At 67.0% G+C, this 19652-nt stretch carries 25 protein-coding genes; 13 read left to right on the top strand and 12 right to left on the bottom strand.

The window, feature by feature from the left end:
• Nucleotides 1–2: 2 nt before the first annotated feature.
• Together GQE99_RS14195 and GQE99_RS14190 are read left to right on the top strand one after the other, a co-directional pair.
• On the top strand, nucleotides 3–599 hold the full coding sequence (locus GQE99_RS14195) for an SAM-dependent methyltransferase (RefSeq protein WP_161352287.1): 597 nt from the start codon (nucleotides 3–5) through the stop codon (nucleotides 597–599).
• 301 nt (nucleotides 600–900) lie between these two features.
• Entirely contained in the window at nucleotides 901–2253 is a 1353-nt protein-coding gene (locus tag GQE99_RS14190) for an MATE family efflux transporter (protein ID WP_161352286.1), read from the top strand.
• A gap of 7 nt (nucleotides 2254–2260) precedes the next feature.
• Here GQE99_RS14190 and GQE99_RS14185 read toward each other — a convergent pair whose 3' ends face one another.
• Both GQE99_RS14185 and GQE99_RS14180 read right to left on the bottom strand, forming a co-directional pair.
• Complete coding sequence (locus GQE99_RS14185) at nucleotides 2261–2665, bottom strand: hypothetical protein (protein WP_161352285.1); 405 nt, start codon at nucleotides 2663–2665, stop codon at nucleotides 2261–2263.
• Nucleotides 2666–2732: 67 nt separating this feature from the next.
• Complete coding sequence (locus GQE99_RS14180) at nucleotides 2733–3935, bottom strand: pyridoxal phosphate-dependent aminotransferase (protein ID WP_161352284.1); 1203 nt, start codon at nucleotides 3933–3935, stop codon at nucleotides 2733–2735.
• 78 nt (nucleotides 3936–4013) lie between these two features.
• Between GQE99_RS14180 and GQE99_RS14175 the strand changes: the two genes are divergently transcribed.
• The 3 genes from GQE99_RS14175 to GQE99_RS14165 all read left to right on the top strand — a co-directional run bounded on the left by GQE99_RS14175 (nucleotide 4014) and on the right by GQE99_RS14165 (nucleotide 5237).
• Nucleotides 4014–4403, top strand: a complete 390-nt coding sequence (locus GQE99_RS14175; RefSeq protein ID WP_161352283.1) for a helix-turn-helix domain-containing protein — start codon at nucleotides 4014–4016, stop codon at nucleotides 4401–4403.
• 35 nt (nucleotides 4404–4438) lie between these two features.
• Nucleotides 4439–4660, top strand: a complete 222-nt coding sequence (locus tag GQE99_RS14170) for a succinate dehydrogenase assembly factor 2 (protein ID WP_202530847.1) — start codon at nucleotides 4439–4441, stop codon at nucleotides 4658–4660.
• A gap of 79 nt (nucleotides 4661–4739) precedes the next feature.
• Entirely contained in the window at nucleotides 4740–5237 is a 498-nt protein-coding gene (locus tag GQE99_RS14165; protein WP_161352281.1) for a MarR family winged helix-turn-helix transcriptional regulator, read from the top strand.
• On the opposite strand, the gene GQE99_RS14160 is transcribed toward GQE99_RS14165, so the two are convergent.
• Both GQE99_RS14160 and GQE99_RS14155 read right to left on the bottom strand, forming a co-directional pair.
• Entirely contained in the window at nucleotides 5231–5950 is a 720-nt protein-coding gene (locus GQE99_RS14160; protein WP_235917235.1) for a DUF1194 domain-containing protein, read from the bottom strand. The genes GQE99_RS14165 and GQE99_RS14160 overlap by 7 nt on opposite strands.
• Nucleotides 5951–5966: 16 nt before the next feature.
• Nucleotides 5967–7322, bottom strand: a complete 1356-nt coding sequence (locus tag GQE99_RS14155; protein ID WP_161352279.1) for a tetratricopeptide repeat protein — start codon at nucleotides 7320–7322, stop codon at nucleotides 5967–5969.
• A gap of 226 nt (nucleotides 7323–7548) precedes the next feature.
• On the opposite strand from GQE99_RS14155, the gene GQE99_RS14150 reads away from it, so the two are divergent.
• The 4 genes from GQE99_RS14150 (at nucleotide 7549) to GQE99_RS14135 (ending at nucleotide 9784) form a co-directional block, all read left to right on the top strand.
• A complete protein-coding gene (locus GQE99_RS14150; protein ID WP_161352278.1) occupies nucleotides 7549–8367 on the top strand; it encodes a thymidylate synthase in 819 nt (272 codons plus the stop codon).
• A gap of 1 nt (nucleotide 8368) precedes the next feature.
• Nucleotides 8369–8848: a dihydrofolate reductase gene (locus tag GQE99_RS14145; RefSeq protein WP_161352277.1), complete on the top strand. Its 480-nt coding sequence runs from the start codon at nucleotides 8369–8371 to the stop codon at nucleotides 8846–8848.
• 83 nt (nucleotides 8849–8931) lie between these two features.
• Nucleotides 8932–9321 (top strand): hypothetical protein, encoded by a 390-nt coding sequence (locus GQE99_RS14140; protein WP_161352276.1) that lies wholly within the window; start codon nucleotides 8932–8934, stop codon nucleotides 9319–9321.
• A 64-nt stretch (nucleotides 9322–9385) separates the two neighbouring features.
• Complete coding sequence (locus tag GQE99_RS14135) at nucleotides 9386–9784, top strand: DUF2177 family protein (RefSeq protein WP_161352275.1); 399 nt, start codon at nucleotides 9386–9388, stop codon at nucleotides 9782–9784.
• Between the two features lie 78 nt (nucleotides 9785–9862).
• Here GQE99_RS14135 and GQE99_RS14130 read toward each other — a convergent pair whose 3' ends face one another.
• Nucleotides 9863–10069, bottom strand: coding sequence for a cold-shock protein (locus tag GQE99_RS14130; protein WP_161352274.1), 207 nt, complete (start codon nucleotides 10067–10069; stop codon nucleotides 9863–9865).
• Between the two features lie 81 nt (nucleotides 10070–10150).
• Between GQE99_RS14130 and GQE99_RS14125 the strand changes: the two genes are divergently transcribed.
• Nucleotides 10151–10558, top strand: coding sequence for an arsenate reductase family protein (locus GQE99_RS14125; RefSeq protein WP_328794121.1), 408 nt, complete (start codon nucleotides 10151–10153; stop codon nucleotides 10556–10558).
• Here the strand turns inward: GQE99_RS14125 and GQE99_RS14120 are convergent.
• From GQE99_RS14120 to thrS, 6 genes are all read right to left on the bottom strand, one after another.
• Nucleotides 10531–11073 (bottom strand): DoxX family protein, encoded by a 543-nt coding sequence (locus tag GQE99_RS14120; RefSeq protein ID WP_161352273.1) that lies wholly within the window; start codon nucleotides 11071–11073, stop codon nucleotides 10531–10533. The genes GQE99_RS14125 and GQE99_RS14120 overlap by 28 nt on opposite strands.
• On the bottom strand, nucleotides 11070–11783 hold the full coding sequence (locus GQE99_RS14115) for an HvfC/BufC N-terminal domain-containing protein (RefSeq protein ID WP_161352272.1): 714 nt from the start codon (nucleotides 11781–11783) through the stop codon (nucleotides 11070–11072). The genes GQE99_RS14120 and GQE99_RS14115 overlap by 4 nt, the downstream gene beginning before the upstream one ends.
• Nucleotides 11780–11980 (bottom strand): hypothetical protein, encoded by a 201-nt coding sequence (locus GQE99_RS14110; RefSeq protein WP_161352271.1) that lies wholly within the window; start codon nucleotides 11978–11980, stop codon nucleotides 11780–11782. The genes GQE99_RS14115 and GQE99_RS14110 overlap by 4 nt, the downstream gene beginning before the upstream one ends.
• Nucleotides 11977–12828 carry an MNIO family bufferin maturase gene (gene bufB / locus GQE99_RS14105; protein WP_161352270.1) on the bottom strand — a complete coding sequence of 284 codons (852 nt, stop codon included), beginning with the start codon at nucleotides 12826–12828 and terminating at the stop codon, nucleotides 11977–11979. Before bufB ends, GQE99_RS14110 begins: the two co-directional genes overlap by 4 nt.
• Before the next feature lie 62 nt (nucleotides 12829–12890).
• On the bottom strand, nucleotides 12891–13238 hold the full coding sequence (locus GQE99_RS14100; RefSeq protein ID WP_161352269.1) for a BufA1 family periplasmic bufferin-type metallophore: 348 nt from the start codon (nucleotides 13236–13238) through the stop codon (nucleotides 12891–12893).
• A 197-nt stretch (nucleotides 13239–13435) separates the two neighbouring features.
• Entirely contained in the window at nucleotides 13436–15385 is a 1950-nt protein-coding gene (gene thrS, locus GQE99_RS14095; protein ID WP_161352268.1) for a threonine--tRNA ligase, read from the bottom strand.
• A gap of 143 nt (nucleotides 15386–15528) precedes the next feature.
• On the opposite strand from thrS, the gene GQE99_RS14090 reads away from it, so the two are divergent.
• The 3 genes from GQE99_RS14090 to GQE99_RS14080 all read left to right on the top strand — a co-directional run bounded on the left by GQE99_RS14090 (nucleotide 15529) and on the right by GQE99_RS14080 (nucleotide 18298).
• Entirely contained in the window at nucleotides 15529–16785 is a 1257-nt protein-coding gene (locus tag GQE99_RS14090) for an MFS transporter (protein ID WP_161352267.1), read from the top strand.
• A gap of 65 nt (nucleotides 16786–16850) precedes the next feature.
• Nucleotides 16851–17594, top strand: a complete 744-nt coding sequence (locus tag GQE99_RS14085; RefSeq protein ID WP_161352266.1) for an alpha/beta fold hydrolase — start codon at nucleotides 16851–16853, stop codon at nucleotides 17592–17594.
• Nucleotides 17591–18298 (top strand): alpha/beta fold hydrolase, encoded by a 708-nt coding sequence (locus GQE99_RS14080; RefSeq protein ID WP_161352265.1) that lies wholly within the window; start codon nucleotides 17591–17593, stop codon nucleotides 18296–18298. Before GQE99_RS14085 ends, GQE99_RS14080 begins: the two co-directional genes overlap by 4 nt.
• Nucleotides 18299–18301: 3 nt before the next feature.
• On the opposite strand, the gene phaZ is transcribed toward GQE99_RS14080, so the two are convergent.
• On the bottom strand, nucleotides 18302–19585 hold the full coding sequence (phaZ, locus tag GQE99_RS14075) for a polyhydroxyalkanoate depolymerase (protein WP_161352264.1): 1284 nt from the start codon (nucleotides 19583–19585) through the stop codon (nucleotides 18302–18304).
• Between the last annotated feature and the right edge of the window lie 67 nt (nucleotides 19586–19652).

The raw sequence follows: 19652 nt of genomic DNA, 5'->3' as shown, positions 1-19652 counted from the left end.
CAATGTGGAACGACCGCTACGCGACCGATGATTTCGTCTTCGGCAAGGCGCCGTCGCAATTCCTGGTGGCCCAGCAGGACTACCTCGAGCCGGGTCTCAGCGCGCTGGCGGTGGCCGACGGCGAGGGGCGAAACTCGGTCTTCATGGCCCAGAAGGGGCTCGAGGTGACCGCGATGGAAGCCGCGCCCAACGCCATCGCCAAGGCCCGCGCGCTGGCGGACGAACGCGGGGTGACGGTGAATTTCGTGGAGGCGGACATCTTCGACTGGGACTGGGACGCCACGCAATTCGACATCGTCGCCGGCATCTTCTTCCAATTCCTGACGCCCGCGGAGCGTGACCAGGTCTTCGACGGAATGGGCCGCGCCGTGTCCCCGGGCGGGCTGATCATGATCCACGGCTACACGCCCAAGCAGATCGAGTACGGCACCGGCGGGCCGAAAGCGGTCGAAAACCTCTACACGGAGGAAATGCTGGCGGACGCCTACGCAGGGTGGGAGATCCTGCGGCTCGAAGCCTACGAGCGGGAGCTGGACGAGGGGCCGGGCCATTCGGGGATGTCGGCGCTGATCGACCTGATCGCGCGCAAACCCGCTTGAGGTTTTGCATGAAAAATGCCGTTTAAAGCATTGACATGAAATAACAATATGAAAANCGGTTTTCCGGTTTTCCGGTTTTCCGGTTTTCCGGTTTTCCGGTTTTCCGGTTTTCCGGTTTTCCGGTTTTCCGGTTTTCCGGTTTTCCGGCGTTTCGCCGACCTGGAAAATCGCCAATCCTTGACGTTGCGCGCCCCATCTCGGCGTGATGCTCTGGCCGCATCGCAGCCCGGCGGGCCGCCTCTTTTTCGACCGTTTGATCAAATCACTTTTCCCGCCGCGCCGCCCGTGGCAAAGGGGCTTCATGACCCGGCTCGCCGCATATCGCACCCACGCCCGCGCGCACCTCGCGCTCGGCCTGCCACTGATCGGCAGCCAGCTGGCGCAGGTGGCCGTGCAGACGACCGACACGTTGATGATGGGTTGGTACGACGTGCGCGGACTTGCCGCGCTGGTCCTCGGCACGTCGCTCTACCTCATCTTGTTCCTGCTGATCTCCGGCTTCGCCTGGGCCGTGGTCCCGCTGGTCGCCGAAGCCGCGGAAGCCGACGACGAGGTGCGCATTCGTCGCGTGACGCGCATGGGGCTCTGGGTGTGTCTGGGCGTGGGCATGCTCGCCATGCCGATCTTCATCTGGTCCGGGCCATTGCTGGTCGCGCTCGGCCAGGATCCCGAGATCTCCGGGCTGGCGCAGACCTATCTTCGCATCGCCGGCGTCGGCATGCTGCCCGCGCTGATCGTGATGGTGCTCAAGGGCTATCTTTCCGCGCTCGAAAAGACCCGCGTGCAGTTTCGCGTCACGCTGGGGGCGGCGCTGGCCAACGTGGTGGTGAACTACCTCCTGATCTTCGGCAATTGGGGCTTTCCCGAGCTGGGTATCCGGGGCGCGGCCATCGCGTCGTTCAGCGTGAACGCCATCTCGGCGATCTGGCTGGTGATCTACGCGATGCGCACCTTCCCGGAGCACGACCTTTTCGTGCGTCTCTGGCGCCCGGACTGGGAGGCCCTGCGCGAGGTCTTCGCGATGGGCTGGCAGATCGGTCTGACAACGGTGGCCGAGGTCGGGCTCTTCAACTTCTCATCGCTCGTCATGGGCTGGATCGGCACCGTTCAACTGGCCGCCCACGGTGTCGCGCTCCAGATCGTCACCGTCGCCTTCATGGTGCAGCTGGGGCTGTCCAATGCCGCGACCGTGCGTGCGGGCCGGGCCTTCGGCCGGCGCGACGGGCGGGCACTGGTCGACGGGGCGGTCGCGGTCTGGCTCCTCGGTTTCGGTTTCGCGCTGATCTCGCTCGTGGTCTTCCTGGCCATCCCGGAGACTCTCATGGGCCTCTTCGTGGACCCCGCCGACCCGTTGAAGGACAGCATCGTCTCGATCGGGGCGACGCTTCTCGTGATGGCCGCACTGTTCCAGTTCGTCGATTCCGCCCAGGTGCTGGGCATCTCGATCCTGCGCGGGATGCAGGACACGCGCCGCCCGCTGCTCTATGCCGCGGTGAGCTACTGGCTCGTCGGCGCGCCCACGACCTACGTCTTCGGTATCCTGCTGGGCTGGGAGGGGATCGGGGTCTGGCTCGGCCTCGTGCTGGGCCTTGCCTGCGCGGCCGGGCTTCTCATGGTGCGCTTCCGCCGCCTGTCGCAGGCCGTGCCCGCCTGAGGCGGCGTCACTCCTCGCGCATCATGCGTTCGGCCTTCTTGCGCACGAGCAGCGTGCGCAGGTCGTGCATCGCCATGAGAAGCGAATCCGTCACCATGTCGAGCTGGTGATCCTCGGCGTCCTTCTGCACCCAGTTCGCGGTATGGTTCAGCGAGTCCACGGTGCGCAGGATGTCATCGATCTGGCGCGCGTCGAGCAGCTCCTGGCGTTCGTCCAGCCAGTCCGAGATCGCCGCCATGTCCTGGTTCGACAGCGTGCGCTCGCCGTTGGGCTTGATTTCGCCCGTGCGGGTGTTGACCACGGCGATCTGGTCCATCTCGATCCGGCGATGGCGGTTCTGGGTGTCCACCTTGAACACGAAGGCGCCGTTCTCGCGTACGCGGAAATAATACTCGGGAAGCTCTGTCGACATGGGTTCTCGTTTGCTCCTGCCCGCCTCCGTTGTAACGGGTTCGTGCATCCGGGGCCAGCGCGGGCTGTCAGGTGAGCGCGGCGCAGAACTCCCGGATACGGGTGCAGGCGGTGGTGAGCTCTTCGTCCGAGGTGGCGTAGCTCACCCGGAAATTCGGGCTCACGCCGAAGGCCGCGCCGAAGACCACCGCCACCCCCGTCGCCTCCAGAAGCGCGCGGCAGAAGGTTTCGTCATCCGTGATCAAGGTGCCGTCGGGGGCGGACTTGCCGATGCAGCCGGCGATTGACGGGTAGACGTAGAACGCACCCTCGGGCACCGGGCAGCTCACGCCGGGCGCCTCGTTCAGCAGGGACACGACAAGATCCCGGCGCCGCTGGAAGATCTTCGCATTCCCGGCAAGGAAATCCTGCGGGCCCTCGAGTGCGGCGACGGCGGCCCATTGGCTGATCGTGCAGGGGTTCGTGGTGGACTGCGACTGGATCTTGCGCAGCGCCGCGATCAGCTCTTCCGGTCCGCCCGCGTAGCCGATGCGCCAGCCGGTCATGGCATAGGCCTTGGAGACCCCGTTCACGGTCAGGGTGCGCTCGTAAAGGCCGGGCTCGACCTCGGCCGGGGTGGCGAAGGTGAAATCGTCGAAGACCAGGTGTTCGTACATGTCATCCGACATCACCCAGACATGCGGATGGCGCATCAGCACGTCCGTGAGCGCCTTGAGCTCGCCGCGCGTGTATCCCGCGCCGGTCGGGTTCGAGGGAGAATTGAAGATCAGCCACTTCGTCTTGGGCGTGATCGCGGCCTCGAGCTGTTCGGGCGTCATCTTGAAGCCCGCCTCGATCCCGCATTCCACCACCACCGGCGTGCCGCCGGCCAGAAGCACCATGTCCGGGTAGCTCACCCAGTAGGGGGCGGGGATCACCACCTCGTCGCCCGGGTTCAGCGTCGCCATCAGGGCGTTGTAGAGCACCTGCTTGCCGCCCGAGGACACGCTGATCTGCGACGGCGTGTAGCTCAGCCCGTTCTCGCGGGCGAACTTCTTGCAGATCGCGGCCTTGAGCTCGGGCATCCCGTCGGGGGCGGTGTACTTGGTCTTGCCCGCCTCGATCGCGGCGATCGCGGCGGCCTTGATATGATCGGGTGTGTCGAAATCGGGTTCCCCGACGCCAAGGCCGATCACATCGCGCCCCGCGGCCTTCAATTCCTGCGCCAGAGTTGTTACGGAAACCGTGGGCGAAGGTTTGACGCGCGCGAGCGTCGCGGAGAGGATCGTCATGGTCGCATCCGGCTCAGATCATGGGTCCGGTCCGTCCTACGCTCGGCACGGCATGCGATCAAGCGTCTGGGAGGCGTCATGGACGACAATTGGTATTCCGACGAAAACGCGACCTTCGGCGACCGTCTGGCCGCCGCGCGCGATGCGGTCGGTCTGAGCCAGAAGGACCTGGCAAAGAAGCTGGGGGTCAAGGTCAAGACATTGGCGGCATGGGAAAACGACGTGTCGGAACCCCGCGCCAACCGGCTCCAGATGCTCTCGGGGCTGCTCAGCGTGTCGCTGCGCTGGCTCCTGACCGGCGAGGGCGAGGGGGTCGATCCGCCGGGTGCCGGCAACGAGCTCACCCGCGACGCCAAGGCGCTTCTGATGGAACTGCGCGAGGTGCAGTCGGACATCACGGACGCGACCAAGCGCATGGCGCGGCTCGAGAAGGGCCTGCGCAAGCTTCTCGAGGAGGCACCGACGTGAGCGAGACAGCCGAACACCGGCTCAAGCGGCTGGGCATGCGGTCATGGCGGCGTGGCACGAAGGAGATGGACATGATCCTCGGCCCCTTCGCCGACGCGCATCTGGCTTCCCTCTCGCCCGCCGAGCTCGAGCTCTACGACGCGCTGCTGCTGGAGAACGACCAGGACCTCTATCAATGGGTGTCGGGTCAGGCGCCGGTGCCGGAGCGGTTCGCGGCGCTGATCGAGACGATCACGGGCCACACCCAGCGCGCCTGACACGGCTCAGACGCCCTTAACGGAATATTCCGACTTTTGATCGACACTGCCTCCGACCGCGCAAAGGACGGAGGCAGGCATGTCGATCCACGGACCGATCGTCACGGGATCCGAGACCGGGTTCCTCACCCAGTATCTTGAAGTTCTGTCGCTCGTGGAGCGGCTTCATCGGCTGTTGCTGGACGTGATCAAGGACGAGTTCGAACGCCTCGGCGTGCTCGAGATCAACGCGGTGCAGGCGATGCTGCTGTTCAACGTGGGCGACCACGAACTGACCGCCGGGGAACTCAAGACGCGCGGTTATTACCAGGGCTCGAACGTGTCCTACAATCTCAAGAAGCTGGTGGAACTGGGCTACATGCACCACCAACGCTCGGACATCGACCGCCGGTCGGTGCGCGTCCGGCTCACGGACAAGGGGCGCGGGGTGCGCGACGTGGTGGCCGACCTCTTCGCGCGCCATGCCCGCGGGATCGAAGAGCGCGGGGTGCTGTCGCTCACGGCGATGGACGACATGAACGGTGCGCTGCGCCGGGTCGAGCGTTACTGGACCGACCAGATCCGGTACATCTACTGAATCCGGGGCGGGCGCGGGGCGTGGGGCAGGTCGAGGCGTCCCACCGCGAGCGCGGTGATCTCGCGCAGGAGCTTCTTCTTCATGGCGCGGGCATAGTCCTCGAACCCGTCGGCGGGCTCCGCGAAGGCGCCGGGGCCGCGGATGACGACCGACCGGAAATAGCTCATCAGGTCCTCGTCGCCGGGGCCCGCGCCCATGCTGTCGATCGTGTTTATGACGAGCGCGTTCACCGTCACCTCGTCGAAATTGTCGAGGCCCGAAAGATCCTGGGGGCGCGGCCCGGTGTTCGATTTGCCGTCGCCCGAAATGTCGATGGTGCGTTTCCAGCACTCCGGCCCGTCGGCCAGCGCCTGCGCGCTCACCGCCATCGCGGTGCCGAGCGCCGTGGACGGGGGCGAGGGGCTGCGCCGGGTGGCCCGCAGCGTGCCCGCGATGCTGTCGAGCGTCGGACGGTCGGCCACGCGCGTCCAATCGACCAGCACGTTCTGGAACTGCGGCCCGCTCCATTCGAAGATGTAGAACGCGACGGGCGCGGCCCCGGGGGCGAGGATCGCGGCGGCCACCTCCGGCGCGGTCAGCGCCTGGGCCAGCCCGTCCATCTGGAGCCGGTATTCGCCCGCATCGACCGAGCCGGACACGTCGAGCGCAAGGACAAGCGCCTGTCGGCAGTCCGCCTCCTGCGCCGTGGCGTCCACGGGCGCGAACAGGCCCAACAGCGCGAAGAGCGCGCTAGAAACGCGACTCGAAGCTGATGCCGCCCGAGAGCGACGTCTGAGAATAGAGCGGCACATTCGACCACACCCGTTTTCCCTCGACCGTCACGACGGGGGCGAAGCCGAGCACCGAGAAGTTGCGGAACTCGGCCGAGACATGACCCGCGAGAATGTGGTCCTGCCGCCCGCTCGCCGTGTAGGGCGAGACGCTGTAATCCTTGTAGCCGTAACTGGCCCCGATCTCAAAGTGCGCGCCCATGATCGGGCGCCCGAAATCATATTCGAGCTCGACGCGGGGCAGGCCGTAGACCTGCGGCGCGTTGGCCGAGAAGGTCTTGGCATAGGACAGCTCCGCGCTCACCCGGTCGCCCCAGGACAGCTGGTGGGCATAGGTCGCGGCGGCGCGCAGCGTGGTCTCCGGCGAAAGCCCGCCCTGAACCAGAAGCGCCCGGTCGCCACGCGCCGACAGGGTCAGCGCGTCGCGCCCCTCCGCGATCGGCACCGTCGCCGACACGCCGGCCCCGAAGAAATCCGACAGTTTCGACCCGCCATACCAGTTGCGCCCGGCGCGCCCGGTGAACTCGAGCCGCGTGCCTTCACCCACGAGCTGGATGTGCGTGGCGGTGATGCCGAGCGAATAGAAATTGTAATCGCTCCCCCGTGCCCCCGGCGCGGCGGCGCGCGACGTGCGGTCGAGCCAGTTGACCTTGCCCGCGCCCTCGATCCCGATCCAGGTCTGCGACCGGTCGGTCTGGGACACCCGGTAGCGCAGGGTGGCGTCGGCCTGCCCGGTGTAGCCCGACAGCGCCTGCGCGGTCGGCGACAGCACGAAGGGCAGCCCGTAGAGATAGATCAGGTCCTCGGACGAGCCGTTGTTGATGTTCGAATTCGGTGCGATCCCGGCCGAGAAACTGAACCGCCAGGGGTTGCGGTCCTTCACGGTCTGGTAGACCTGCGACAGCTGCTGCACCTCGGCATCGCTGCGGGCATAGGGCAGAGCGCGGCGGATCCAGAATTGCGACAGCGGGTAATTCCCGTCGGCGGCATTGAGCTCGGCCAGCCTGAGCGCTGAGGCATAGCGCGCCGGGGCAAGGTCGCCCGACGCCTCGAACGCCGCGCGCGCCACGTCGCGCGCCTCGCGGGCCTGACCGTACAGGAAGAGGATGCGCGATTTCAGAAGAAGCGCGTCGATATTGCGGGGGTTCTGCGCAATGACCCGGTTCGTGAGCGCCAGCGCGGTGCGCCCGTCGCCCGCCTGCAACGCCTCGAGCGCGGCCGGAAGGCCCGCCTGCGCGTCCTGTGCCTTCGCCCCGTCGCCCAGCCCGATCGCAAGGCAGGCGGCCGCGACGGCAATGATTCTGCGTCCCCACATGGCCGCGTGTCTACGCCGGGGCTGGGCCGGACTCATCCCCCCGTTCGGGGTATTTGCGCCTGCGTTGCCTGATTGCATGGCTGCCCTGTCCGTCGTCCCGCTGCCTCGGGGCGAGTAGGTCAGCCCGGCATCTTCCTGTCAAGCAGCCGTGGTTGTGTGCCGGGATGGCGCAACATATGGTGGCGGAGAGGTCGAACGCCCGGAATCGGGCTTGGGGAGGATCGCCATGCGTCAATACCTGGATGCGCTGCAGACCGTGCTCGACAAGGGCGTGGCCTCGAGCGACAGGACGGGCACCGGAACGCTGTCCTATTTCGGCATGCAGTGCCGCTATCCGCTGTCGGAAGGCTTCCCGCTGGTGACCACCAAGAAGCTCCACCTGCGCTCCATCGTGCATGAGCTTCTGTGGTTTCTCTCCGGCGACACGAACATCGGGTATCTCAAGGAAAACGGCGTCTCGATCTGGGACGAATGGGCCGACGAGAACGGCGACCTCGGCCCGGTCTACGGCCACCAGTGGCGCCATTTCCCTAAGCTGGAGCGCGGGCCCGACGGCGCGCCGGTGATCGGCGAGGTCGACCAGATCGCCGACCTCGTGGAGCAGATCCGGAAGAGCCCCGACAGCCGGCGGTTGATCGTGTCGGCCTGGAACCCCGGTGACGTGCCGGACATGGCCCTGCCGCCGTGCCACACGCTGTGGCAGGTGCGCATCATCGGCGGCAAGCTGCACCTGCAGCTCTACCAACGCTCCGCCGACATGTTCCTCGGCGTCCCGTTCAACATCGCCTCCTACGCGCTGCTGCAAGTGATGCTGGCGCATGTGACGGGCTACGAGCCGGGCGATTTCGTCCATTCCATCGGCGATGCGCATATCTATTCGAACCACATGGACCAGGTGCACGAGCAACTGAGCCGCACGACGCGCCCGCTGCCGCAGATCGAGCTCAAGCGCGACGTGTCCTCGATCTTCGATTTCCGATACGACGATTTCGCCTTCCCGGGCTACGACCCGGCCCCTGCGATCAAGGCGCCGGTGGCGGTCTGACATGCTCACCTTGATCGTCGCGCGGGCCCGGGGCGGGGCCATCGGGAAGGACAATGACATCCCGTGGAGCGCGCCCGAAGACCTGAAGATGTTCCAGCGCGAAACCACCGGGGGCGCGCTCATCATGGGGCGCCGCACCTGGGAGAGCCTTCCGGTCAAGCCTTTGAAGAACCGGATGAATATCGTGGTCTCGCGCAACCCGGACCTGGCCGAGCACGTCGTGCCCTCGGTCGAGGAGGCGATCGGCGTGGCGCGCAACGCGGGCTACCACCGGATCTACGGCATCGGCGGTGCGGGGATCTACGGCGACCTTCTGCCTCTCGCCGACCGGCTGCTCCTGACCGAGGTGGACCTCGACGTCGAGGGGGCCGACGCGTTCTTCCCGCAGGTCGACGAGTCCGGCTGGCGGGTGCTGGCCGAGACACCGCTGCGCGCCGCCGACCCGGCCTGCACCTTGCGCGAACTCGTGCGCCTGCGCTGACCCCCGTTGCCGATCTGCCATGCCGCGCCGGGGCGCGCTATGGCCCTATTGTGCGGGGCCGGGCGCTGACCTAGGTTTTTTTCATGGGACAGTGGAACTTTTTGGGGGCTGCGGCGTTTGCGGTGGCCGTGGCGATCACCCTGCCGACGAGTGCGACGGCGAAAAGCGCGTGGAGCTGCGGCTTCTCGGACGTTTCGGAGCTCGTGCAGGTCGAGGCGCAGCGTGAGGCCGCCTTGCAGCAACGCATCTTCATCACGGACGACGGGCGGCTCGAACGGGTGCGCATCATCGTCGACGAACCGCCCCGGCGGCGCGACCTTCTGGCCGCCGACCTCAAGCGGCGGCTCGGGCTGGTGCGCGACGCGCTGACCGGCGCGCTGGAGCGGCAGCCGGCGACGCTCAAGACCGAGCTCGCGGACTGGAGCCTCTCGCCGTTGGGCCGCATGCGGCAGGACCTGCGCCCGGGCTGCTGATTTTTGTCATCCAGCGGTGACGGGGCCGCGTATCCCTTGTACATTTCTCCAACAAGGGACCGTGATGCAGACGATCGTTTTGTACCTCGTGACCGCCGTGATGTTTCTTGGCATCGACGCGGTGATGCTGAACCGGGTGATGAAACCCCTGTTCGAAAGCCATCTCGGCGATTGGCTGCAAATGCCGATCCGCATCGCCCCGGCGGCGGTCTTCTACCTGTTCTACGTGGCGGGGCTGGTCTGGCTGATCTCGCTCCCGGCGCTGAAAAGCGACACGCCGGTGCAGGCGCTGATCGGCGGCGCGGTCGTCGGCGCGATGGCCTATGGCACCTACGAGTTCACCAATTACGCGACGCTGAAGCTCTGGGCGCCGCAGATGGTGGCCACGGACGTGATCTGGGGCACGGTCCTGACCGGCTTCACCGCCTGGGCGGGCGTGATGATCACGCGCGCGGTGACCTGAAACGCGTCCCCGCGCAGGGCAAAGAAAAACCCCCGCGCGGCCGGACCGCGCGGGGGTTCGTCATTCTGTCGGGTCGGTTCAGATCGACTTGAGGTCGCCCGCGCTTTCGCGGCCGTCCCGGCCCGGGATCATCTCGTACGACAGTTTCTGGTTGTCGGCGAGACCGGTCATCCCGGCGCGCTCGACAGCGGAAATGTGGACGAACACGTCCTTGCCGCCGTCATCGGGCGCGATGAAGCCATAGCCTTTGGTGGTGTTGAACCATTTCACGGTGCCGGTGGGCATGCCGTATCTCCTTCGTCTTGTCCGCCCGCGGTATTGCGGCGGGATGGTGCAGCCAGGTCTTCAGCTGCCCCGGAAGGAGCATTGGTCTGGAAGTACTTGTCTCACACGGTCATGGTGGACCAAACAGGGAAAAACTCAAGCGAAGATTTCATGAAGGGCCAAGGTATGCGGGTTTACGGGATCAAATCATGCGACACGGTGCGCCGCGCGATGAAGGAGCTTTCGGCGGCCGGACACGCCCCGGAACTGGTCGATATCCGCGCCGAGCCGCAGGACGAGACGGTTTTCCGGGCCTTCTACGACGACTTCGGCGCGGCACTCGTGAACACCCGGTCGACGACGTGGCGCGGGCTGTCGGCGGAGGAGCGTGAAGGCGACCCGGTTGGGCTGATTTCTGCTCATCCGGCCCTGATGAAGCGCCCGGTGGTCGAGGACGGCGGGCGGCGCACGCTGGGTTGGGATCAGGCGGCCAAGGCGGTCTGGCTCTGAGCGCGGCGTGCGATCAGTCGGTCCAGTGACAAGGGACCCGGCCCGGTGAAGACCGGGACAAGGAGCATCGTCACCCACAGGAGCCGCTGGTCCAGGATCGCGCTGTCGGGCACCCGGTCGAACCACCCGCCAAGGGTCGCAGGCTGCGACAGCGCGCCGTGACCAATGAGGTCGGTCAGCGTCTGGACGATGATGAAACCGATCATCCCGAGGGCGGCCAGCCGGGTTGCGAGCCCCAGGACCAAGAGGGCGGGCAGGATGAACTCTGCCAGCGTGCCCGCGGCGACGATTACCGTGTGGAACAGCGTCAGCTGCGTGACGTCGTAGCCCGCGGCCTCCATCGCGCGGGGGAAGATCTGCGCATAGGCGTTGAGCGACAGCCCCGCGCCCTCCAGCTTGGTCAGGGCCGAGGCCCAGAAATACCCCGCGAGCGTGAGCGAGAAGGTGAGCCGGGCGAGGGTGCCGAGCACGGGCGGACCGGCGGCGTCGAGGCGGGTGAGGATGGCGTGGATCATGCAGGCACCTCCAGATGCACGAGGGCCTTGCGGCCGATGAGCCGGGCGAGCGCGGCGGGCAGGTCGAGATCCGGCGCGGCCGCAGCGGCCTCGCCCAACGATCGGGTGGCGAGGGCCGTGAGGAACAGGGCCTCGGCCTCGGGGATCGGTTCGGCGAGCGGGTCCCAGTCCGGGCGGGTGACGAGCACCGATTGCGCGCCCGCCGCGGGCCTGGGGGCGGACGGGTCGACGTTGGCCCGCCAGATCGCGTGGATCGGGTAGGGCGAGCGCAGGACGGTGACGGCCGGGGCCAGCGTCAGGCGCGCGTGGTGGATGTCGGGCCTGTCGAGCGCCTCGGGGGCAAGCGGCGGCGTGTCGGCGGCGTGGTAGGCGCGGCGCAGGGCGAACTCGAGCCGCGCGGTATCGGCGAGATAAGGGAGCCCGGCAGCAGGCGGGAAATCCGCGATGAACGCCGGGAACGCCGCGCCGTAGGTCGCCAGAACCGGGGAGTCCGGCGGGTGCGCGCGCACGAAGGCAGCGGCGAGGGCGGCGAAGAAATCTTCGCCCACCAGCCGTTGGGTCACCGGGAACCCGTCGCGCATCGCCTGGACGAGCGATGCCATCACGTTGTTTCGGTAGACGTCGAAGCGGCGGCCGGCCTGGGCGCCCGTGGGGCCGCGAAGGCCCGAGGGCGTGCGATCCGGGTCGAGAAGCGCGTCCGCGAAGGTCATGGCGCGCACCCCGAGGGACGGGTTTTCCGGGGCGCGGCTTCATTCAATCCGGCTAATTTCACTTTTCCGGTTTTCCGCTTTTCCAAAAAACCGGCTTTTCGGAAAAGCGGTATCCATGGCGGGGCGCCAATGCTGAAATCCCGGATGAAGAATGCCGCACAATACCATGAAAAAGCGATGTTTTGCGTCTTGGTCATGCCTTCACCCGTCCCAGAAGGGCCGCCGCACGCGCCGCTTCCGCCTCGAGCATGTCCCAGTCCGGCACGTCGTTGTCCCATTCGATCAGCACAGGCTTCGGGCCCATCCGCTGGATCGTCTCGCGGCACAGGGTCCAGACCGGATCGGCCACTTCGGACCCATGCGCATCAATCAGCAGCGGCGCGCCGTCATCGTCCGTCTGTGCATCGTGTCCGCCCAGGTGCACCTCTCCCACCGCCTGAAGCGGGAATGCGGCCAGGTAGGCGCGCGGATCGGTCTGCTGGTTGGTGCAGGCGACGAACACGTTGTTGATGTCGAGCAGCAGACCGCAGCCCGTGCGCCGCACGAGCTCGGCCAGGAAGTCGGTCTCCGCCATCGTCGTCTCGGCGAAGGCCAGGTAGGTCGCCGGGTTCTCGAGCAGCATCCGGCGCCCAAGCGTTTCCTGCACCTCGTGGATGTGCTGCTCGACGCGTGCCAACGTCGCCGCGTTGTAAGGCAGCGGCAGCAGGTCGTTGAAGTAGGTCCCGCCGTGCGACGACCAGGCGAGGTGTTCGGAAAAGCTCGCCGGTTTCAGCCAGCCGACCAGGCGTTTGAGACGGTCCAGGTGAACGGGGTCCAGCGGGCCCTCGCCGCCGATCGAAAGGCCCACGCCGTGGACCGAGATCGGAAAGCGTTCGGCCAGGGCCGCAAGCTGTGCGATCGGTCGGCCGCCGTCGCCCATGTAGTTCTCCGCGTGGATCTCCAGCCAGCGGACCGCGCCGCTGTCCGTGATGATCTCGGCGTAATGTTGCGGTTTGAAGCCCACGCCCGGCGCGGGTGGCAATCCGTGTCGCGTCATGTCGAGCATCCGTCCCCTCCCGACTCGAACGGGGGGCGGGGCGGCACCGGGGCCGCCCGCGCCCGGTCCGGTCAGCTCGCGTCGCTGTCCATCTCGTCGTCCATCATCATGTCGCCGGGCAGGTCGCGCTCCAGCGGCTCGAGAGAGCCCATGCGCTTCATGCCGTCCTCTGTCATGGATGCCTCGATGGTCATGTCTTCGCAGGTCCCCGCGGGAACGAGCGTCCAGGCGTTGCCCTGCCAGTCGACGGACGAGGTGCCCGCGCAGGTGGTGCCGGGGCCGGCCGCGCAGCCGTTTTCGCCGGCCTTGGCGACGCCGTAGCATTTCTCCTGCTCCTGGGCGTGCGCCGGCAGGGTGAGCGAGGCGAGCGCGGTCGCGACCGCGCCGGCCACGGCGGCATGTGTGAGTTTCCGGGTCATGTGTCTGTCCTCCTCCGAGTTGCGTTCAGATCCGCTCCTTGCGGTGATCCATTGCTAATCCCGCAACCTCGTCACGGACCATTCACGCGCCCGTGCCGCGCGGCGGTGTGACGCGGTGAAACAAACGCTTTCGTGAGTTGAACGTGAAACGGGCGGCCGAATGGGCCGCCCGTCTCGTGCAATATCAAAGGCTTGGTTCAGGCCAGGTCCGGCGGTGTCGCCTCAGACGAGAGTTCCTGCACCACTTCGTCCAGCGCGACGACCCGGGTCTGCTTCTCGCCCAGGCGGCGCAGTGTAACACTCCGGTCCTCGACCTCCTTCATCCCGATGGCGAGAATGACCGGAACCTTGCCCACGGAGTGTTCGCGGACCTTGTAGTTGATCTTCTCGTTGCGGATGTCGGCCTCGGCGCGCACGCCCTTGGCGCGCAACTCGGCCACGACCTCGTGGACGTAGTCATCGGCGTCCGAGACGATCGAGGCGACGACCACCTGGCGCGGCGCGATCCAGAAGGGCAGCTTGCCCGCGTGCTCCTCGATCAGGATGCCGATGAAGCGCTCGAACGAGCCCAGGGTCGCGCGGTGGAGCATGACGGGGCGGTGCTTGGCGCCGTCCTCGCCGATGTAGCTCGCGTCCAGTCGCTCGGGCAGGACGAAGTCCACCTGCAGCGTTCCGCACTGCCAATCGCGCCCGATGGCGTCGGTCAGCACGAACTCGAGCTTCGGGCCGTAGAAGGCGCCTTCGCCCGGGTTCAGCTCCACGTCGTTCGTCACCTTGTGCGTGGCGTCGAGCAGGGCCTTTTCGGCCTTGTCCCAGATCTCGTCCGAGCCCGCCCGGGTGTCGGGGCGGTCGGAGAACTTGATCTTGTAGGTCGGGAAGCCGAGGTCGCGGTAGACGTTCGCGAGGAAGCTGATGAACTTCTCGGTCTCCGCCTCGATCTGGTCTTCCGTGCAGAAGATGTGCGCGTCGTCCTGCGTGAAGCCGCGCACGCGCATGATGCCGTGCAGCGCCCCCGAGGGCTCGTAGCGGTTGCACGACCCGAACTCGGCCATGCGCAGCGGCAGGTCGCGGTAGGATTTCAGCCCGACGTTGAAGATCTGCACGTGGCAGGGGCAGTTCATCGGCTTGAGCGCGTTGACCGCCTTCTCCCGCGCATGCTCCTCGTCGACTTCGACGATGAACATGTTCTCCTGGTACTTGTCCCAGTGGCCAGAGGCTTCCCACAGCTTGCGGTCGACGACCTGCGGCGTGTTCACCTCGACATAGCCGCCCGCCTGCTGCTGGCGGCGCATGTAATCCTGAAGCGTCGTGTAGATCGTCCAGCCGTTGGGGTGCCAGAACACCTGGCCCGGCGCCTCTTCCTGCATGTGGAAGAGGTCCATCTCGCGGCCCAGGCGGCGGTGATCGCGCTTCTCGGCCTCTTCGAGGAAGGTCAGGTGCTTCTTCAGGTCGTCGCGGTTCTTGAACGCCACGCCGTAGATGCGCTGGAGCATCGGGCGCGTCGAGTCGCCGCGCCAGTAGGCACCGGCCACCTTCATCAGCTTGAAGGCGTCCGCGGGCACCTGGCCGGTGTGCTGCAGGTGCGGGCCGCGGCACAGATCCTGCCAGTCGCCGTGCCAGTACATCCGGATCGGCTGGCCGTCATCCGGGATCGCGTTCACGAGCTCGACCTTGTAGGGCTCGCCGGTCTTCTCATAGTGCGCGATCGCGTCGGCCCGGTCCCACACCTCGGTGCGGACGGGATCGCGGGCGTTGACGATTTCCTTCATCTTCGCCTCGATCGCGCCCAGGTCCTCGGGCGTGAAGGGCTCTTCGCGGTCGAAGTCGTAATACCAGCCGTGTTCGATGACGGGGCCGATGGTGACCTTGGTCTCCGGCCACAGTTCCTGCACCGCGCGCGCCATGATATGGGCCGCGTCGTGACGGATGAGTTCGAGCGCCTGCGCGTCGTCCTTCATCGTGTGGATGGCGATCTCGCTGTCTTCGTTGATCGGCCATTGCAGGTCGAAGTGCGCGCCGTTGACGGTCGCCGAAATCGCTTTCTTCGCAAGCGAGTTCGAGATATCGGCGGCAATGGCGGCGGGAGTGATCCCGGCGTCATAGACACGCGTATTGCCGTCAGGGAATGTAAGGGAAATGTGGCTCATCGGCCCAGTCTCCTCGTCGGTTCGGCGCCCACGGAACGCCCGGTTGCGGGTATATGTCGTGGGGGCGGTTTGGCGCGGGTCGACGCCCAAGTCAAGCCAGTGATGCGCCCGTTCGGGGCGCGACACAGCCAGAAAGGCGGAAAATGAGCAAATCCACACTGGGCGAGCGGGCCTTCGAAACGCTCGCCGGAGATCCCGAAACACCGGCCGAGGCGCGCAACGGGCTGCGCCACGTGGTGTCGCTGTCGATGACAAAGCTGGCCGACGGGTTGATCGACCCCAAGCTGGTCCTGTCCTACCTGCTGAACGCCCTTGGCGCGCCGGCCGTGCTGGTCTCGGCGCTGGTTCCGATCCGCGAAGCGGGGGCGCTTCTGCCCCAGGTGCTGCTCGCGCACCGGCTGGAACGCATGCGCATGCGGCGCTGGATGTGGGTCGCGGGCAGCGTGGGGCAGGGGATCGCGGCCGCCCTCATCGCGCTGGCGGCCCTCACGCTCGAGGGGGCGGCGGCCGGTTGGGCCTTCGTCGCGGCGATCACGCTCCTCGCCGTGTCGCGCTCGGCCGCCTCGGTGAGCTTCAAGGACATCCTGGGCAAGACCGTAGGGAAACGCCGGCGCGGCTCGGTGACCGGGCTGGCCGGTTCGGTCGCTTCGGCGGGCGTCTTCGCCTTCGCGCTGCTCCTCGTGTCCGGCTGGCTCAGTGGCACCGTGGTGCTGGCGGCCGCCGTCGGCGTTGCCGCGCTTCTGTGGGTCACCGCCGCGCTCGTCTTCGCCACGCTGGAAGAAGACCCGAGCCCGGCCGAGGGCAACGGCGATGCGCTGCGGCCCTGGAAGCTCCTGCGCGAGGACGGGGTCTTCGCGCGCTTCGTCGCTGCGCGCGGGTTCCTGACCGCCACCGCGCTCGCGCCCCCCTACCTCGTCCTGCTCTCGGGCGGCGAGGGCCGCGGGCTGGGGCAACTGGGCGCGCTGGTGGTGGCCTCCTCGGCCGCGGCGTTCCTTGCCTCCTATGCCTGGGGGAAGGTGGCCGACTGGTCCTCGCGCCGGGTTCTCATCCTTGCGGGCGTCCTGGGCGCGCTCGCGATGGGGGCGGCCGTGGGGGCCGAGGTGCTGGGGCTCGCTCAGACGATCTGGGCGATGCCGGCCGCGCTCTTCGTCCTGATGATCGCGCACCACGGCGTGCGGCAGGGGCGGTCGACCTATCTCGTGGATTTCGCGAAGGACGCCGACCGGGCCGCCTATGCCGCGACCGCCAACACGCTGATCGGCGGTCTTCTGCTGGTTTCCGGCGCGATCGGCGGCGGGCTCAGTTTCATTGGGCCTGCCGCGGCCCTTGCGGGCTTCGCGATCATGGCGCTGATCGGGGCCGGGCTGTCCTTTGGGCTGACCGAAGCCGAGGGCGCGTGACACCCCTTTCAAACAGGGTGACCTTGATGCAGGATCGCGCGAAACACGAACAAGGGGGCACTCGCGTGGTTGAACCGAGCTTTCACGACACCGCCGCGGGACGGCGGATCGCGTATCACAAAACCGAGGGCAAAGGACCGGGTGTCGTCTTTCTCGGCGGGTTCAAATCCGACATGGAGGGCACAAAGGCCCTCGCGCTCGAGGCCTGGGCGAAGCAGGCGGGCCGGTCCTTCCTCCGGTTCGACTATTCCGGCCACGGCCAGAGTTCGGGGGCTTTCACCGATGGCTGCATCGGCGAATGGGCCGAGGATGCGCGGTCCGTGATCGAGGCGGTCACCAAGGGCCCGCAGGTCCTGGTCGGTTCCTCGATGGGCGGCTGGATCAGCGCGCTTCTCATCCGTGAGCTGGGCAAGAAATGCGCGGGCTTCGTCGGCGTCGCCGCGGCCCCGGATTTCACCGAGGACAGCATGTGGCGCGACCTGAACGAGATCGAGCGCGCCAAGCTGAAGCGCGAGGGCCAGATCTTCCTGCCCTCCGATTACGGAGACCCCTATCCGATCACGCGAAAGCTGATCGAGGACGGCCGCCGGAACCTCGTCCTGCGCGAACCGCTCCAGATGCCGTTCCCGGTGCGCCTGCTCCAGGGCACCGCGGACGCGGACGTGGAGCGGCAGGTTGCGCTCAACCTCCTCGACAACATCCGGGGCGACGACGTGCGGCTGACCTTCGTGAAGGGCGCCGACCACCGCTTTTCCGACGAGGCGTGCCTCGCGCTCCTCATCCAGTCGGTGGAGGAGGTGCTGGCATGAAGGAGCCGGTGCTGCTGGTCCCGGGCATGATGTCCGACGCCCGGGTCTTCGCGCCCCAGATCGCAGACCTTTCGGCCCGGCATCCCGTTCACGTCGCCAACATCTCGCGCGGCCACTCGATCCGCGAGATCGCGGCCGAGGTGCTGCACCAGGCGCCGCCGCGCTTCGCGCTCTGCGGCGTGGCGATGGGGGCCATCGTGGCGATCGAGATGCTGCGACGGGTGCCGGAGCGCGTGACGCGGCTCTGCCTGATCTCGAGCCTCCCGCTGGTGGAAACGCCCGAACAGGCCGTGTGGCGCGAACCGCAGATCGTGAAGGCGCAGGCCGGACAGCTCGACGAGGCGATGGCGGACGCGCTGCCCGAGGATACCTTCGCACCGGGTCCGAACCGGGAAGCCACGATGGCCACGGTGGCGGAGATGGCGCGCGCGCAGGGCATCGAGGTCTTCGTGCGCCAGTCCCGCGCGCTTCAGCGCCGCCCCGACGGGCAGGCCGCGCTGGCCCATCTGCGGGTGCCGTCGCTCGTCCTGTGCGGCGAGCACGACAAGATCACGCCGGTCAAGCGCCACAGCTTCCTGGCCGAGTTGATGCCTTACGCGGAACTCGCGGTGATCGACGACGCGGGCCATCTGCCCACGCTCGAGACGCCGGAAAAGACCTCGCTCGCGCTCAACGCGTGGCTCGATCTTCCGCCGGTCGCCTGATCCTCAGACCGCCTTGAGCGCCGGGCCCTTGCCCGACTTGGCCTTGCCCGCATGTTCGCCGGCGTGGCTATCCATGAACCGAAGCACGAGCGGGCGGATGTTGTTGCGCCAGGACTTGCCGGCGAAGATGCCGTAATGGCCCGCCCCGTCCTCGATGTGTTGCGCTTTCTTCTCTTCCGCCAGGCCGGTCAGAAGGGGCAGGGCGGCGCTGCACTGGCCAGGGGCCGAGATGTCGTCCTTCGAGCCTTCGACCGTCTTTACCGCCACGTTGGTGATCTTGCCGATGTCGACCTGCCGGCCGGCGACGACGAAGTCGTTCGTCGCGATCTCGCGTCCCTTGAAGATGCGCTCGACGGTGGAGAGGTAGAACTCGGCCGTCATGTCCATCACGGCGAGGTATTCGTCGTAGAACTTGTTGTGCTTGTCGTGATCCCCGGCCTCGCCGCGCGCCACCGCCATGATCTGGTCGGTGAAGGCCTTGGCGTGCTTGTCCGCGTTCATCGCCATGAAGGACGACAATTGCAGAAGGCCCGGGTAGACCATGCGCCCGGCGCCGGCATACTTGAAGCCCACGCGCTGGATCGCGGTTTCCTCGAGATAGCCCATCGTCACGCGGTTGCCGAAGTCGGTCACGTCGGTGGCGTTGGCGTCCGGGTCGATCGGCCCGCCGATGAGCGTCAGCGTCTGCGGCTGCGCGTCCGGGTCGATGTCTGCGAGATAGGCGGTCGCGGCAAGCGCGAGGGGCGCGGGCTGGCAGACGGCCACGACGTTGATGTCGGGCCCCAGCTCTTTCATGAAGTCGACGAGATAGAGGGTGTAATCCTCGATGTCGAACTTGCCCTGCGACACCGGGATCTCGCGCGCGTTGTGCCAGTCGGTGATGTAGACTTCGCAATCGGGCAGGAGCGAGGCGACGGTCGAACGCAGGAGCGTGGCGTAGTGGCCCGACATCGGGGCCACCAGCAGGACGCGGCGCTCTTTCGGCGCACGGCCGACCACGTCGAAGTGGATCAGGTCGCCGAAGGGCTTCTCGATCAGCTTCTCGACGTTGACCACGTGGTCGCGTCCGTCTTCGCCGACAACGGTGTAGATGCCCCAATCGGGCTTGGCCACCATGCGCGCGAAGCTGCGCTCGGTCACCTCTCCCCAGGCGGAGAGCCACTGGAAGAACGGGTTGGGCAGCGCCTGGACGGCCGGGTAGGCCCCCATCGCCTGCGCCGTCGCACCAAGCCACTGGTTGGTATTGCGAACCGTTTCCATCAGGTCGTAGGTCGGAAGGTAACGCATGGTAAGCCTTTCATTTGCGTCGCGCACCACTCGTCCGTTACGCTTCTGACGGAAGAGCATCGCGGCG

Origin of the sequence: Maritimibacter harenae (genome assembly GCF_009882975.1) — a bacterium.
GTDB lineage: Bacteria > Pseudomonadota > Alphaproteobacteria > Rhodobacterales > Rhodobacteraceae > Maritimibacter > Maritimibacter harenae.
Note: the sequence above shows the minus strand (reverse complement) of the source record. Positions and strands in the feature narration are given on the sequence as shown.